Origin of the sequence: Corynebacterium dentalis (genome assembly GCF_900232865.1) — a bacterium.
GTDB lineage: Bacteria > Actinomycetota > Actinomycetes > Mycobacteriales > Mycobacteriaceae > Corynebacterium > Corynebacterium dentalis.
In genome coordinates this window covers 240,024-254,181 of the sequence record NZ_OCTS01000002.1, presented here as the reverse complement: position 1 = coordinate 254,181, position 14,158 = coordinate 240,024, and the positions used below count along the sequence as shown (strand labels likewise).

General features: G+C 57.4%; 14 protein-coding genes. 9 read left to right on the top strand and 5 right to left on the bottom strand.

What is annotated here, in order from left to right:
• Nucleotides 1–2: 2 nt before the first annotated feature.
• Entirely contained in the window at nt 3–1,007 is a 1,005-nt protein-coding gene (locus CS919_RS02780; protein ID WP_099297966.1) for an alpha/beta hydrolase, read from the bottom strand.
• Nucleotides 1,008–1,066: 59 nt separating this feature from the next.
• Between CS919_RS02780 and CS919_RS02775 the strand changes: the two genes are divergently transcribed.
• Both CS919_RS02775 and CS919_RS02770 read left to right on the top strand, forming a co-directional pair.
• Nucleotides 1,067–2,011 carry a methionyl-tRNA formyltransferase gene (locus CS919_RS02775; RefSeq protein ID WP_099297965.1) on the top strand — a complete coding sequence of 315 codons (945 nt, stop codon included), beginning with the start codon at nt 1,067–1,069 and terminating at the stop codon, nt 2,009–2,011.
• A gap of 65 nt (nt 2,012–2,076) precedes the next feature.
• Nucleotides 2,077–3,093 (top strand): iron-siderophore ABC transporter substrate-binding protein, encoded by a 1,017-nt coding sequence (locus tag CS919_RS02770; protein ID WP_099297964.1) that lies wholly within the window; start codon nt 2,077–2,079, stop codon nt 3,091–3,093.
• A 60-nt stretch (nt 3,094–3,153) separates the two neighbouring features.
• Here the strand turns inward: CS919_RS02770 and CS919_RS02765 are convergent, their stop codons facing one another.
• Entirely contained in the window at nt 3,154–4,137 is a 984-nt protein-coding gene (locus CS919_RS02765; protein ID WP_099297963.1) for a siderophore-interacting protein, read from the bottom strand.
• Between the two features lie 221 nt (nt 4,138–4,358).
• On the opposite strand from CS919_RS02765, the gene sucC reads away from it, so the two are divergent.
• Both sucC and sucD read left to right on the top strand, forming a co-directional pair.
• Nucleotides 4,359–5,546 carry an ADP-forming succinate--CoA ligase subunit beta gene (sucC, locus tag CS919_RS02760; protein WP_194187177.1) on the top strand — a complete coding sequence of 396 codons (1,188 nt, stop codon included), beginning with the start codon at nt 4,359–4,361 and terminating at the stop codon, nt 5,544–5,546.
• Between the two features lie 36 nt (nt 5,547–5,582).
• Nucleotides 5,583–6,479, top strand: coding sequence for a succinate--CoA ligase subunit alpha (sucD, locus tag CS919_RS02755; RefSeq protein WP_099297961.1), 897 nt, complete (start codon nt 5,583–5,585; stop codon nt 6,477–6,479).
• Between the two features lie 112 nt (nt 6,480–6,591).
• Here sucD and CS919_RS02750 read toward each other — a convergent pair whose 3' ends face one another.
• Together CS919_RS02750 and CS919_RS02745 are read right to left on the bottom strand one after the other, a co-directional pair.
• Entirely contained in the window at nt 6,592–6,972 is a 381-nt protein-coding gene (locus CS919_RS02750) for a hypothetical protein (RefSeq protein ID WP_143341744.1), read from the bottom strand.
• Nucleotides 6,973–7,500: 528 nt separating this feature from the next.
• Nucleotides 7,501–7,869: a hypothetical protein gene (locus tag CS919_RS02745; RefSeq protein WP_099297959.1), complete on the bottom strand. Its 369-nt coding sequence runs from the start codon at nt 7,867–7,869 to the stop codon at nt 7,501–7,503.
• Nucleotides 7,870–8,402: 533 nt separating this feature from the next.
• Between CS919_RS02745 and rplN the strand changes: the two genes are divergently transcribed.
• From rplN to CS919_RS02720, 4 genes are all read left to right on the top strand, one after another.
• Complete coding sequence (rplN, locus tag CS919_RS02740; protein WP_099297958.1) at nt 8,403–8,774, top strand: 50S ribosomal protein L14; 372 nt, start codon at nt 8,403–8,405, stop codon at nt 8,772–8,774.
• Complete coding sequence (gene rplX, locus CS919_RS02735; protein ID WP_099297957.1) at nt 8,775–9,089, top strand: 50S ribosomal protein L24; 315 nt, start codon at nt 8,775–8,777, stop codon at nt 9,087–9,089.
• Between the two features lie 2 nt (nt 9,090–9,091).
• Nucleotides 9,092–9,664, top strand: coding sequence for a 50S ribosomal protein L5 (gene rplE, locus CS919_RS02730; protein ID WP_099297956.1), 573 nt, complete (start codon nt 9,092–9,094; stop codon nt 9,662–9,664).
• A 409-nt stretch (nt 9,665–10,073) separates the two neighbouring features.
• Nucleotides 10,074–11,060, top strand: coding sequence for a hypothetical protein (locus CS919_RS02720; RefSeq protein ID WP_143341743.1), 987 nt, complete (start codon nt 10,074–10,076; stop codon nt 11,058–11,060).
• 86 nt (nt 11,061–11,146) lie between these two features.
• Here CS919_RS02720 and CS919_RS02715 read toward each other — a convergent pair whose 3' ends face one another.
• Nucleotides 11,147–13,222, bottom strand: a complete 2,076-nt coding sequence (locus CS919_RS02715) for an MMPL family transporter (RefSeq protein ID WP_099297953.1) — start codon at nt 13,220–13,222, stop codon at nt 11,147–11,149.
• A 291-nt stretch (nt 13,223–13,513) separates the two neighbouring features.
• Here CS919_RS02715 and CS919_RS02710 point away from each other — a divergent pair, with 291 nt between their 5' ends.
• The gene (locus CS919_RS02710) at nt 13,514–14,152 is read left to right on the top strand and encodes a DedA family protein (RefSeq protein WP_200818327.1); all 639 of its coding nucleotides are present in this window, start codon (nt 13,514–13,516) and stop codon (nt 14,150–14,152) included.
• Nucleotides 14,153–14,158 lie beyond the last annotated feature (6 nt).

Here is a 14,158-nt window from a genome sequence, read left to right as displayed (position 1 = left end):
ATTCAGCCCAGCAATTCGGCGAGGGCCGGGATGATCCCGTGGCGCCACATCGCAGGGTCGTGGCCGCCGGGCGTGCGGTGATTGGTGGTGGGAAAGCCGCGGCGTGTCAGGGCATCCGCTACCGCGTCCACGTGCCGTTGCATGGGCGGCTCTTCTGCACCGCACGTCAGTACGATGCGTGCCAGACCGGAGCCGCTGTGAGCAGCAGGAATGTCGAGTGAGTGGCCAGCGAGCTGTGCGGCAATGTCGCCTCCTGCAGGGCCGTCCGAGAGGGTGTCTGCGAGCTCTGTAGAACGCTCAGACGACCACCAGACGGCAGGGGATTGGGCGATGACTCCTTTGATTGCAGGGGCGGTTTCGGTGGAAGCCACAAGGGCAGCGCACAGGGCGGAGAGACCGCCGAAGCTTTGCCCTACCAGGACTATGTGGCTGCTGTTGATGATCGCCGGAAGCTCGGTGGCCAGTGCGCTGGCGAATGTTTGGGAGGTGTACTCCTCGCTGCGGTCTTTGGCTGCAGGTAGGAAGACGCGGTTGATCTGGGGGATAAGCCCTGCCGTGACTGCTCGGTCCAGTGCGCCTGTGAGGTCATGCAGATGGATCCAGTCGTCGCCGTCCAGGAACACCACGGTGGTATCCGCACCGCGGTCATCGAGGCGCGCGGTGCAGCGTCTGCCGAATACCTTTCGATCGATGGACAGGCGAGCGCCGGGCAAGTCCGCGATGACGTCGGCAGCGCGTGGCGGCCAGAACCTCTGGTCTACAGAATCGCCGCTCAACAGGCTCGCCTGTGGGCCTGCACCGTGTTCATTTTTTGGGTCGGGATACTTCAGCTCGCCGAACTGAAAGCTATAGGTCACCGCGGAGTGCGCCGGTATTCTCACGTCGACGCTGGATATCGATTCGGTGAGCTCGACGTTCGGACGGTAGGGGTCCGTGAAAACGAGTGTATCCGCGTCTGCGGGCACCGAGATTCGGTGATGGGTGGTCTCGTCCGGGGAGAATGGCATGAAAATTGTGCCGCTTTCATCATTGACTACATAGGTTACCCTAAGCTAACATCCTCTGTATGCGAGTTGCTGTTTTCGGTTATCAGTCGTGGGGACACCGGACGTTGTCTGCGGTCATCAAGGCTGGTCATGTAGTAGTTTTGGTAGTTACGCACCCTGCCAGCGATCACCCTTATGAGCAAATGTGGGCAGACTCCGTAGAGGAGCTAGCCAGCGAACATGAGCTCTCACTGTGTGTCACTGAGCGCGTGGGCCAAGACGTCATTGCGGCGTTGCGCGATGCTGCACCAGACGTCATCGTGGCCAACAATTGGCGAACCTGGCTTCCTCCCGAGGTCTTCGGCGTGGCCAAGCACGGCGCATTGAACGTCCACGATGGCCTCCTGCCTGAGTACGCCGGATTTTCGCCCATCCTGTGGGCGCTGTTGAACCGGGAAACTCACGTGGGGGTCACCGTGCATGAGATGGATGAAGTGTTGGACGGCGGCCCCATCGTCGCCCAGCGCGCGATCCCCGTGGGTCCGCAAGACACCACCACGGATCTCGTGGCCAAGACCATCGACCTCATCGAGCCCCTCGTGGAACGCGCATTGAGTGACGTCGCCCAAGGCACCGCCACCGCGCAACCTCAAGATCCCACCCGCGCCACGTACTTTCACAAGCGCGGCGAGCAGGAATCTCGCATAGATTTCACCCAACCTGCGGAAGATGTTGCCTTGCTGGTCAGGGCGCAGTCCGACCCGTACCCCAATGCTTACTTTGAATTCCGTGGCGAGCGCGTCCGCGTGCTTTCCGCGCACGTCTCGCGGGGCCGCTTTGGCGGAACCCCCGGCCGAGTCACCATCCCTCACGAGGGAGGAATCGCGGTGGTCTGCGGATCGCCCCGTGCCAACGTGCCGGCGCCGGCGATTGTTCTGGATCGTGTTCGTCTCGACGACAACTCGGAACTGCCCGCCACCGAATTCTTTGGACATAGGGCTGGATATATCCAACCAAAGGTTTGACCTTTCCCTTTTGTGTACGGGCCACGCCTCGCGCGGAAATCCGTCACCAGTAACAACGGAGAAAAATGACACTCAAAAAGATTCTCGTTAGCACCGCTGCTGTGTTGACCTTGGGCGCGGCACTGACCGCGTGCTCGACTGATGAACAGTCCGGCAACTCCGGGGACTCCCAGGCAGTCAATGCAGAGCAGGGCGCATTCCCCACCACCATCGAGCACCGCTACGGCTCCACCGAAATCAAGGAAGCCCCTCAGCGCGTGGTCTCCCTGGGTTACACGGATCAGGACGCACTGCTGGCGCTGGGCGTTACTCCTGTCTCCGTGAAGTACTGGGACGGAATGACCCCGGATGGTCAGGCTGCGGGCAACTGGTCCACTGACAAAATCGAGGGCGACACTCCTCGGATCGACAAGGACACAGAAGTCAACGCGGAAGCCATCGCAAAGGACAATCCAGACCTCATCGTGGCCGTGTACTCGGACATCGATGAAGACACGTACAAGAAGCTGTCTGAGATCGCCCCTGTTGTCGTACAAAAGGGCGAATACGAAGAACTACAGCAACCATGGGACGTGACCACGGAAGAGATCGGGCAGGCCGTGGGCAAGCCGGAAGAGGCAAAGCGCCAGGTGGAGCAGGTCAAGGAGAAGTTCGCAGAGCTCAAGGGCCGCCACCCAGAATGGGCCGAAAAGGAACTCGGCGTGGCCACTGTCTCCGACGAGAGCCTGGCTGTCTTTGCCGAGGGCGATCCGCGCAGCCGCTTCTTCACCGAGCTGGGATTCAAGATCAACCCGGCCTACGCGGGCATCACCAAGGACAAGTTCTACGGTGAGGTTTCCAAGGAAAACGCAGACCAGATCAACTCTGACGTGCTGGTGTGGGATCAGCTGTCTTACTCTCCGAAGCAGAGCAAGGCTTCTGTGACCGAGGATCCGATCGTGGGCAAGCTGCCCGCCGTGAAGGACGGACACAGTGTCTACCTAGAGGGCGACCTGGAGAAAGCCTTCGGTTGGCAGACGGTGCTGAGCCTGAACTACCTGCTGGACAAGATCGAGCAGCCGTTGGCAGACGCCACGAAGTAGTCTGAATCGACTGCTGAACCGCCCCGCATAAACGTGCTGGGGCGGTTTTGCTGTTGCAGGCTAGGGGCGAGCTTTGCCGACGAACCAATAAGGGCACCACAGGATGTTGTCCTTGTTGAGCTGCCAAGTCTTGATGGCGTGGGAGCGCACCATCTTGCAGAAATCCCCCTCCCCGGCGACCCACACATAGTCCACTTCTGGTAGGAGCTTGTGCTGTTGATTGCGCGAGGACTCAACGACGATGTTTGCGAGATGTTCGGCGATGGCCTGCGCATAACCTTCAGAAGGTGCGGTGATTTTGGTGAGGCTGCCGAGGGCGTTGCGCCAAACCTCCAGGTGAGGCTCTGAATCGAAATCGGTACTGGTGACTGCGATGACGTGGGTGTCTGCGAGCTGCTCGGGAAAGAGCGTGGCGAGGTACTCCAGGATCGCGCGCACGGATGGCAGGGAGCTGGGATCTGCCACCAGTAATTGTTTACGGTGCTCGCGATGCCACAGACCTTGGCATGTCCACAAGCCAGCAGGGTCGCCCGGCTGTGCAGACAAACACCACGAAATGCCAGGGCCGGTGGGCGTGTCCGTAGAAGGTTCGGCGTGGGGGCTGGCGTCAGTGGGCTGTGCATTCAGTCCGTGGGTGGCGACGTCAAACGTCAGCAAGCCGCGGGTTTTGTCGAGGTAGCGCACGGTATACCACCGCAGGTTGGGCCGCACTTCGGGAGGCATTGCTGCCACGGCAGCCCGGATGTTCAGGCCCTCGATGGGTGTGGCGGCGAAGTCCTCCGGAGAACTAAAAGGCTGATTCGGTGGCGGCATCAATAGACCGAAGAACTCATCCGGACCGCTGAGTGCATAGCTCTTAAGCTCTTCTGCGTGCACCACGATGCGTAGCAAAGTATCAGTCAGGTAGTCCACGCTGTGAACCGTGACGGGGATCAGCCGATGGTTTTGTGGGTGCGGGGCACGCAGCAGCTGGTGATCGGCGAACTCCTCTGAAGAGCGCTGAGGGTTCTCATGTGAAGAAGGATCGCGAGAGGGGAAAGTCATATGATTTTTAGCCTACCCTTACCCGTTCGAATCTTGCCCCTTGCTCGATGGACGTGGACGTGTGGGGGTTAGCACCGCCACATCCGCTGTCTTGGAGGCAAAACTTCCTTACGATGGGTTAAGGAAGCTCATGCACTTGCTGTTGCTAGTCAATGAGCACACTCGTGAGCTGGCCGCACGTCCCGATCTTTCACACAAAGAAGACCGAATGGAGAATTCACGTGGATCTTTACGAGTACCAAGCTCGAGATCTTTTCGAAAAGTACGGCGTGCCTGTTCTTAAAGGCATCGTTGCCACTTCCCCCGCACAGGCTGAGCAAGCAGCTGCCAAGCTCGGCGGCACTGTGGTGGTTAAAGCCCAGGTCAAGGTGGGTGGCCGAGGCAAGGCCGGAGGTGTGAAACTGGCTCATTCCCCACAGGAAGCCTCCGAAGCTGCGGATGCGATCCTTGGTTTGAACATCAAGGGTCATACCGTGCGCCGGGTGATGGTGGCCGAGGGGGCGGATATCGCCGAAGAGTACTACTTCTCCATCCTGCTGGACCGCACCAAGCGTCGTTACCTCGCGATGTTGTCCCGTGAGGGTGGTGTGGAGATCGAGAAGCTGGCCGAAGAGCGTCCGGAAGCTCTTATTCGACGCAACTTCTCCCCGCTGGATGGGATGACCGACACGTTGGCCCGCGAGATGGCTGAGGAAGCGGGATTCCCAGAGGATGACGTCAAGAAGCTCATCCCCGTATTCAAAAAGCTGTACGAGGCCTACACCGGCGAGGATGCCACCCTGGTAGAGGTCAACCCACTGGTCAAGACAAAGTCGGGAGAGATCCTGGCCCTGGACGGCAAGATGTCTTTGGATGGCAACGCTAGCTTCCGTCACCCAGAGCACGCAGAGCTGGAAGACCACAGCGCAGCGGACCCACTGGAGCTCAAGGCGCAGAAGATGGGCCTGAACTACGTGAAGCTGGATGGCGACGTAGGCGTGATCGGCAACGGTGCCGGTCTGGTGATGTCCACGCTGGACGTGGTTGCTTATGCCGGTGAAGAGTTCGCCGGCTCCCCGAAGCCCGCCAACTTCCTAGACATCGGCGGCGGTGCCAATGCCGAGGTCATGGCGAATGGTCTGGAAGTCATCTTGGGCGATTCCCAGGTCAAGTCGGTTTTCGTCAACGTCTTCGGTGGCATCACCGCGTGTGACGAGGTCGCCAAGGGAATCGTGCAGGCCTACCGCATTCTTGAGTCTGATGGCATTGAGCCGAAGCCGCTCGTCGTCCGTTTGGATGGCAACAATGCGGAGGAGGGCCGGAAGATTTTGGATGACGCCAACCTGCCCGGGCTGCAGCGGGAAGACACCATGGATGACGCTGCCCGCACTGCCGCCGAGCTGGCCTCCCAGGCCGGTCATAACAACTAAACGCCACGGATAGTAAAAGGAAGAGGACGAAAGAAAATGGCTATTTTTCTCGATAGCGATTCCAAGATCATTGTCCAAGGCATGACCGGCTCGGAGGGCATGAAGCATACGCAGCGCATGCTGAACTCCGGTTCGAACATCGTCGGTGGCGTAAACCCTAAAAAGGCGGGCGAGACGGTCACTTTCGACGGTGGCGAAGAGATCCCTGTGTTCGGCTCTGTGCGCGAAGCGATGAAGGCGACGGATGCCAACGTCTCCGTGATCTTCGTGCCAGCCAAGTTCACCAAGGCGGCGGCCGAGGAAGCCATCAAGGCGAACATTCCACTGGCCGTGGTGATCACCGAGGGTGTTCCGGTGAAGGATACTGCCGAGTTCTTTGCTCTGGCCAAGGAGTCCAATACCCGCATCATCGGCCCGAACTGCCCGGGAATCATCTCTCCGGGACAGTCCAATGCTGGCATCATCCCAGCGGAGTCCGCGGGCAAGCCTGGCAAGATCGGGCTGGTGTCTAAGTCCGGTACCTTGACCTATCAGGTGATGCACGAGCTGTCTGACCTGGGATTCACCAGCTGCATCGGTATTGGTGGAGATCCGATCATCGGCACTACCCACATTGCTGCGATCGAGGCTTTCCAGAATGATCCGGAGACCAAGGCGATCATCATGATTGGTGAAATTGGTGGCGACGCGGAGGAGTACGCGGCCAAGTACATCGCGGAAAATGTCACCAAGCCAGTGGTGGGCTACATCGCCGGATTCACCGCTCCGGAGGGTAAGACGATGGGTCACGCGGGAGCCATCGTCAGCGGTTCTTCCGGCACCGCGGAGGCCAAGAAGGAAGCACTGGAAGAAGCTGGCGTGCGCGTGGGCAAGACCCCAACGCAGGCAGCTGAACTGATGCGCGACGCACTCGCCGCAATCGGCGAGGCTTAGGGTCTTTCTCTCACTGGTTTAAGTGAGAAAGCAGAAGAGCCGCCCTGCACTTCCCGAAAGGGAAGCGGGGCGGCTCTTACGTGCGGTTTTAAAGAACCAAGAAGATTAAGACTTAGTTCTTTGGAGCCAGCATGTCGTTGATCTTCATGACAGCGCCAACCAGGGTGGCGATGCCGCCGACGACGGTCACAATGACACCGAAAACAGTAGAAATGGTCTCGAGCTTGTCGAGGCCAGAGGTCTCTTCGTCCCAGCCGAAGAAGTCTGCGGAACCGGTAGCTTCGCCCTCTTCGGTGCCTGGAGCTGGAGTCTCGGTGCCCTCGCCGGTTGCGGGATCGGTGGTCTCTTCGTTGCCGCCGATGGAACCGGTCAGGCCGCCTTCGGTGATGTTCTCCAGGGAGCCGGTGGTGTCCTGAGCGGAAGCAACTGCGGTGCCGGAGATGGCGACAGCGGTAGCGGTGGTGATGGCCATGAGGGACTTCTTGAGCTTCATGATTCTTCTCTTTCTCGAGTGTCAGATGGAGGCAATGCGCAGGGGATTTCGGGGCGCAGACCTCGTTACGAGGAGAATCTAACACGGCGCAAAACAACCGGCATCCGCTAGAAGTTAAGAAAAGTGTAAAAATTCAAGTATTTATGTAACGCTACCGCGCTGAGCAGCGATCATGTCCAGTTGAGGGCTGAAAAAAGTTTTAAAAAATCCACCCCTGAGGTTATGGAAAAGTAAGCGCAGCGCAGGGAAGTCTCTGTCTTTCCTTATGGAAATAAGTTTAGTTTGCGAACGTTAATAAAATGCGCCGCTCCCTAGCGAAGTGCGCTATCCATTGTTGCTTTGGCTATTTTCCTGGTCCGATATGCACAATGATCCCCCGGAAGTGTCATGCCTCAATCTGCGACCTGCGGAAACGTAAATCGTGTGGCACTTCCGGGGGATCGTTGGGCACTCGCAACATTGCGAGTGCCCAACGGTGAAAGAAGCTATGCGCGCTGTAGCTAGATGCGCGGTAGCGCGCGCTATTTACTAGCTGCTCAGAGCAGACAGGTCTGGGATGCCGGCGATGGTCTTAGCAACCTTGACGATTCCGTCCAGGATGGTCAGGAACTTGTCGAAGCCGGTGGTCTCCTCATCCCAGCCGAAGGAGCCGTTCACGGACTCCTGCAGCTCTGGGTTCTCGGAGGACTCCAGTGCACCGGACTCCTCGGAGGAGCCGGAGGTGGCGTCTTCCTCGGTGCCGGTCTCGGTGCCGTTGTCTGCAGCGGTGGAGCCGGCTGGAGCCTCAGAGGTAGCGGCTGGCTCGGTTGGAGCGTCCTGTGCCTGTGCAGCTGGAACTCCAGCCAGGGCGACGGCGGTAGCGGCGGTCAGGGTGACGAGGGACTTCTTAAGCTTCATGAAAGGACTCCTTTTGTCTTGAGCTTGTCAATAGGCAAACGTTATGAATCTAAAATTGACCTTCTTGATTGCTTGCCGTGTGTACAACGACGAATTTAGCGTGACCTAACGGGGTTTCGCTAGGTGAAATCGGGGAAATGTGCGCCATATCACACAAGAATTTTGCAGCGATTTTGTTGAACATTCCCAGAGGTTTAAGAAAAAATAAGGGAGATCTAAGCCCTTATTAATAATATTTACTTATGTTTTGGAGGGCGAAGTTCCTGGCCTTCGGACGCGGTAGCACGAACAGGAAAGTCCATATGCAAGCGGCTTTTGGAATCAGCGCCCAAGCATGGAATAATTCGGAGGTTGCCAGTTCTGGCGTACATCCAGGGGGAACCCCGTATCCGCTCTGAGAAGAGTGGATCAGGTTCACCCTGGCGTCGACGAGAAACACACGTCGACCAACATAGAACAAGGCACGGACCACGTGCGCGAGGGTCGGTAATCCCACGCACATTAAGCAATCTAGGTCTACGAGGAGACTCAAAGTGATTCAGCAAGAATCGCGTCTGCGAGTCGCCGATAACACCGGTGCCCGGGAAATCCTGGTCATCCGCGTTCTCGGTGGCTCCACCCGACGCTCCGGTGGCATCGGCGACATCGTCGTTGCAACCGTTAAGGAAGCCACCCCAGGTGGCACTGTTAAGTCCGGTGAGGTCGTCAAGGCCGTAATCGTTCGCGCTAAGAAGGAAACCCGTCGCGCAGACGGCTCCTACATCAAGTTCGACGAGAACGCCGCCGTCATCATCAAGGCAAACGACAATGACCCACGCGGTACCCGTATCTTCGGCCCAGTGGCTCGCGAGCTTCGCGAGAAGAAGTTCATGAAGATCGTTTCTCTCGCTCCGGAGGTGCTGTAAATGAAGATCCGTAAGGGCGATACCGTCATCGTGATCTCCGGCCCAGACAAGGGCGCGAAGGGCAAGGTCATTGAGGCCTACCCAGCACAGGAGAAGGTCCTCGTTGAGGGCGTAAACCGCATCAAGAAGCACGTTGCTAACTCCGCCCCAGAGCGTGGCGCCGAGTCCGGTGGCATCGTTACCCAGGAAGCGCCGATCCACGTGTCCAACGTGATGGTCGTAGATGCTGATGGAAACCCAACCCGCGTTGGCTACCGCTTCGATGAGAACGGCAAGAAGATCCGCGTCTCCAAGCGCAACGGGAAGGACATCTAACGATGAGCGAAAACTACACTCCACGCCTCAAGTCCGAGTACCGTGCAGAGATCCGCGAGAAGCTGAACTCTGAGTTCAACTACGACAACGTTATGCAGATCCCAGGCGTCACCAAGGTGGTCGTCAACATGGGTGTCGGCGACGCTGCCCGCGATTCCAAGTTGATCAACGGTGCGATCGAAGATCTCACCCTGATCACCGGTCAGAAGCCACAGATCCGCGTTGCGAAGAAGGCTATCGCTAACTTCAAGCTCCGCGAAGGCATGCCCATCGGCGCCCGCGTTACCCTGCGCGGCGACCGCATGTGGGAGTTCCTGGACCGTCTGCTGACCGTCGCGCTGCCACGTATTCGTGACTTCCGCGGCCTGTCTGACCAGCAGTTCGATGGCCACGGTAACTACACCTTCGGCCTGAACGAGCAGTCTATGTTCTACGAAATCGACGTAGACAAGATTGACCGTCCACGCGGTATGAACATCACCGTGGTCACCACCGCGACCAACGATGATGAGGGACGCGCCCTGCTCCGCGAGCTGGGCTTCCCATTCAAGTCCAAGCAGAACTCCGGCGAGTAATTCCCGCTTCTGTTTGAACGCACTATCCCACCGGCCTGAACGAAAATGTCAGGACGGTGGGATTTTTTGTTCAGGTGGCTGTTGTTCAGCTACTCCGCCTTCATTACGTGTGCCGGGGATGTTGTAACGCGGGGTAGGGGGTAGGGCGACCCGTATAAGTCACACCCGTTGGGCTGCTCGCATGCGGCGCCTTCATAAGAATAGAGTAATTCTACTATTGAAATATTCTTATAATTATGCATGAGAGCATAATTTCACCGAAACTGAAAAGTGAATGAACGATAGTAAGACGGCCAAGTCGACTCGGCTCAGCAGGAAGTGCGCAGCCATAGGGGCCGCGGCCTTAACCAGCCTCGCAATCGTGGTCCCCACCGCATCTGCGACGAACCTAGGTATCACTTCAGGGGTTATGACGCCATCGAACTCATGCTCCGTGAGTTGGGTGGCGGCATCAGTCATCGATTCCGACCTTACGAATGACGATCCAAACTATCCCGGTTTGATGGTTGATTTGGACGGCAATCCTATGCCGGGTGGTAATGGCGCTTTCACCAATGGAGGGTACATCCAAGAGGTGAATCCTGCCTATGGTCACCCTGGGTATTTGGAACTGACTCACTTCTACCTGGACGACACGAAGCAGGTATGGCGGCCAGTCATTGCCTCGGAAAAGCCAATGTCGAATGTGCAGGCCACGTTCACTCTGCCGGAGCAGGTTCGAAGTAATCTCAGCGATTACAGCATTTCACTGGACGTGCAGAGCGTAAACACCAAAATTGGTGCGTGGGGAGGAACCTATGGGGACTACACATGGGAGGCAATGGACCCGAGCCAACTCGTGGATAACGGCGATGGCACCATCACCGCAAACATCGGAAATCTCGAGGCGATGCACGGCACGGTCTTTCAGGTCGTTATCACCTCTAATGCTGCCAATTTTGTGAAAACTGATCAGTTTGTCACCGCTGCGGCACTGACCGGCACGTACCCCGATTCAGAATGTCCGGAATTGGTAGAGCCGGAACCTGAACCAGCTGATCCAGAGTCCACTGAACCAGAAGAGACCAAACCGGAGACTGAAGAGCCAAAGGATTCAGAACCGGACAACCCTTCCGATGAGACCACCGCATCTGAGGTGCCATCTGTGGATGAGCCAGCCAGTGGTGATCAGCCTGAGTCATCTGTCCAGCCGGAAGAGACTGCAGTTCTTGGGCACAGCACCGTAGCGCCTACAGCACCAGCTGCTGCAGGTGTGTCTGATGCAACTACGCCAGTGAATAATGAGCCGGCGCTGGCGAATACGGGAGTTGAAGTGCGAACGTCCCTGCTGATTGCGCTCGCTTTGATCATTAGTGGTGCAACGATCATGATGTTGCGCCGTCGCAGTCATGGATAGAGCCGCAGGTTGAGCAAACGCAGAGATGCCCGTCCGGGAATTTACTTCCGGGCGGGCATCTCTGCCGTTGGGGTGAAGAAGTGAAGTTAGTGGGAGAAAGAGATGCTCGGCAGCATCCGCTTTAGCCATCGCGGTGACCACCAAGCTAGGTCTCCTACCTGGCTCAGTAGGGCTGGCAACAGAATCAGGCGCACCAGGAATGCGTCCAGCAATACAGCCACGCCCAGGATGATTCCCATTTCCTTGGGCGGTAGTGGGTCTGCCAGAGAGAATGTGAAGAACACAGCGACCATGACAGCGGCGGCGGCGAAGATGATTCGTCCTGAGTGCGCCATGCCTTCGATCACCGCGTGCTTGGATGACTGAGTCTTCTCGTGGTGTTCCTTAGCGGTGGCAAGCAGGAAAACTGTGTAGTCCATGGCGATCGCGAAAATCATGGCAAAGAAGAATACTGGGCCCCAACCGTTGAGGAATCCTTGCGGATTGAAGTTGAGCAGACCGGAGAGATGGCCTTCTTGGAAGATCAGCTGTGCAACACCGAAGGCAGCTCCAGTCGATAGAAGACTGACGAGCGTGCCCATCAGTGCCACAACTGGAGCTTGCAGGCTCAGCAACAGGAGAAGGAATCCGAGCAGGAGAATGATGCCCACCACAATGGGGAGGTAGTCATTCAGCGCTTGCTGAAGGTCGAGATTTTCTGCAGGTGCGCCACCAACGTGAGCGTTGTCCGGCAGGTCAGTGCGGAGGTCGGTCAGGATTTGCGACATCTTCTCATCGGAAGGATCCACTTCAGGAACTGCGTTGAGGCTGATGAGTTCAGAACCGTCGGTGGACGGTTGGGCAGGGGTGACCATCGCAATGCCATCGATGGATTGTGCGACTGATCGGACCTCTTGCTCTGAGCTTTCATCGGCGATGATTTGCAGCATGCCCGGTGCCCCCACACCCATAGACTCCTGAACCTGTTCGTAGCCCTGGCGAACCGGAGCGTCTTCCGGAACAACGCTGATCGAAGGCATAGCTACCTTCAAACTGAACACTGGAATGGCGAGAATGAGGAGGACAAGGGTTGCTGCGGCCGCGAAAATTACTGGACGCTTATGCAGCATGCTCGCCCACGCCTGGAAGAGGGGAGACCTGTGTTGCTGGTTCTTCATGAATGGCAGAGCCACGGCGTTGACCTTGGAGCCCAGTCCTGCGAGTGCTGCGGGAAGCAGGGTGACGGTCGCAGCCAAGACGAACGTGACTGCCAACATGATTCCGATAGCCATCGTGCGGACGGCGGGTGCTGGGACAATCAGTACGGCCGACAGGCTAATAAGCACAGTGAATCCCGAAAGAACCACGGCTTTACCTGCAGTGTCTAGGGTTTCGGCTACTGCTCGGTCAACTGTTTCGCTTTTCTCTAGCGCGTCTCGGAAGCGTGCAACGATGAACAGGGCGTAGTCGATGCCCAAGGCAAGGGCGAACATCATGGCGAAGTTCATTGCCCACACGGAAATGGGAGTGAACTGGTTGAGTAGTACCAATCCGCCTGCGGAAGCTACCAGACCTGCGATGGTTAGCAGCAGAGGCAGGCCTGCGGCGATGAGTGATCCGAAGGCGATGATGAGGATGATCAGGGTGATTGGCCAAGACATCATCTCGGCCTTGATCATCGCATCGTGATTGGCCTTGTTGAAGTCGCTCCATAGGGCAGAAGATCCCGTTGGATATACCTCAACTTCAGGTGTGCTCAGCGCGGTCAATTCAGACTTGTGTTCGTCTACGGCGCGAACCATATCGTCTGTGTTGGCATTGGCGCCTGCGATGAGGATTCCGGTTTTCCCATCCGGACTAATGGATGATCCTTGTTGCGGGGGAATGATGGCCGAGATCCGCTCGTCTCCATCGAGAGTCGACGTGACTTGCTTGATGGTTTCTTGTGCCTGCGGATCAGTGATGGAACCTTCTGGCGTATGAATGACGACCTGAATGGCTGAGGAGGCGTTGCCGCCGAAGTGTTCCTTCGCTAATTCGCGCACCTGAACTGACTCGGAGTTATTGGCCTGCCAGCCTGCGCCGGCGAGGTCGTCGAAAACAGACGGTGCTGCGGAGCCTAATCCGGCGAGAATCAGGATCCATGTGAGGAAGACGAATTTCTTCCGACGGGCGGTGAACATGCCCAAGCGGCCTAAAAGGCCAGGTCTGTTTTGCTTCTCGGGTTCCACTGTCTCTGGGGTCCCTTCTGTTGGGTTTGGGTCGCGCCGTAGCGAGTACAGGACATTGATACCCTAGGGGGTATAGCGATCGCAAATGTGAAGCGAGTTGAAGATTGTGTGTATCCGTCAAATCAGTAGGAATGTGCAGCATGAATTCTGAGAAGTACCCGGCATAGGTAGTCATGGCTAGGAATGCTGATGGCTTAGAGGTATAACTAAAATCTCTAACTATCTCTTGGAAGGGATTCCTTCGTGCACTTAAGCGACCTCATGGACGCCACCACACTGCTGCAGAACTTTGGCGGCTGGGCGCTCGGAGGCATTGCGCTGATCATCTTTATTGAATCCGGCGTGCTTTTCCCGTTCCTGCCCGGCGATTCCATGCTGGTCACCGCAGCAATCTTGCGCGATCAGTTGGGCCTGAATGTTCCGATTCTGGTGGGCGTGGCCATCGTCGCGGCGTTCTTGGGCGACCAGGTTGGTTTCTGGCTCGGCCACCGTTTTGGTCGCAAGTTGTTTAAGCCCGACGCCAAGATCCTCAAAACCGAGCACCTCGAACAAGCCGAGGCTTTCTTCCTGAAGTACGGGCCGTTGGCTCTGGTACTGGGGCGCTTCATCCCGATCGTGCGTACCTACATTCCCGTGGCCGCTGGTACCGCGGAGATGCCGTACAAGAAGTTCGTGGGATGGAACGTCACGGGTGCAGTGCTGTGGATTGTCAGCATGGTCGGCATTGGCGTGCTGCTGGGGGATATCCCGGGCATTGCGGATCGCATCGACATGATCGCCATCGTCATCGTGCTGGTGTCTGTGACTCCGGTGGTGATTTCCGCGATGATCAACTGGCAGAAGTCCAAGAAGACTCCCGCCCAGGAGCTGATGGAGGACTAAGCCCCG

What these genes read in the sequence shown, in the direction of transcription:
- CS919_RS02770 (WP_099297964.1), top strand. Translation starts at nt 2,077, where the DNA reads ATGACACTCAAAAAGATTCTCGTTAGCACCGCTGCTGTGTTGACCTTG.
- CS919_RS02720 (WP_143341743.1), top strand. Translation starts at nt 10,074, where the DNA reads ATGACGCCATCGAACTCATGCTCCGTGAGTTGGGTGGCGGCATCAGTC.
- CS919_RS02750 (WP_143341744.1), bottom strand. Translation starts at nt 6,972, where the DNA reads ATGAAGCTCAAGAAGTCCCTCATGGCCATCACCACCGCTACCGCTGTC.
- CS919_RS02715 (WP_099297953.1), bottom strand. Translation starts at nt 13,222, where the DNA reads ATGTTCACCGCCCGTCGGAAGAAATTCGTCTTCCTCACATGGATCCTG.
- rplE (WP_099297956.1), top strand. Translation starts at nt 9,092, where the DNA reads ATGAGCGAAAACTACACTCCACGCCTCAAGTCCGAGTACCGTGCAGAG.
- rplX (WP_099297957.1), top strand. Translation starts at nt 8,775, where the DNA reads ATGAAGATCCGTAAGGGCGATACCGTCATCGTGATCTCCGGCCCAGAC.
- CS919_RS02765 (WP_099297963.1), bottom strand. Translation starts at nt 4,137, where the DNA reads ATGACTTTCCCCTCTCGCGATCCTTCTTCACATGAGAACCCTCAGCGC.
- sucD (WP_099297961.1), top strand. Translation starts at nt 5,583, where the DNA reads ATGGCTATTTTTCTCGATAGCGATTCCAAGATCATTGTCCAAGGCATG.
- CS919_RS02745 (WP_099297959.1), bottom strand. Translation starts at nt 7,869, where the DNA reads ATGAAGCTTAAGAAGTCCCTCGTCACCCTGACCGCCGCTACCGCCGTC.
- CS919_RS02775 (WP_099297965.1), top strand. Translation starts at nt 1,067, where the DNA reads ATGCGAGTTGCTGTTTTCGGTTATCAGTCGTGGGGACACCGGACGTTG.
- CS919_RS02780 (WP_099297966.1), bottom strand. Translation starts at nt 1,007, where the DNA reads ATGCCATTCTCCCCGGACGAGACCACCCATCACCGAATCTCGGTGCCC.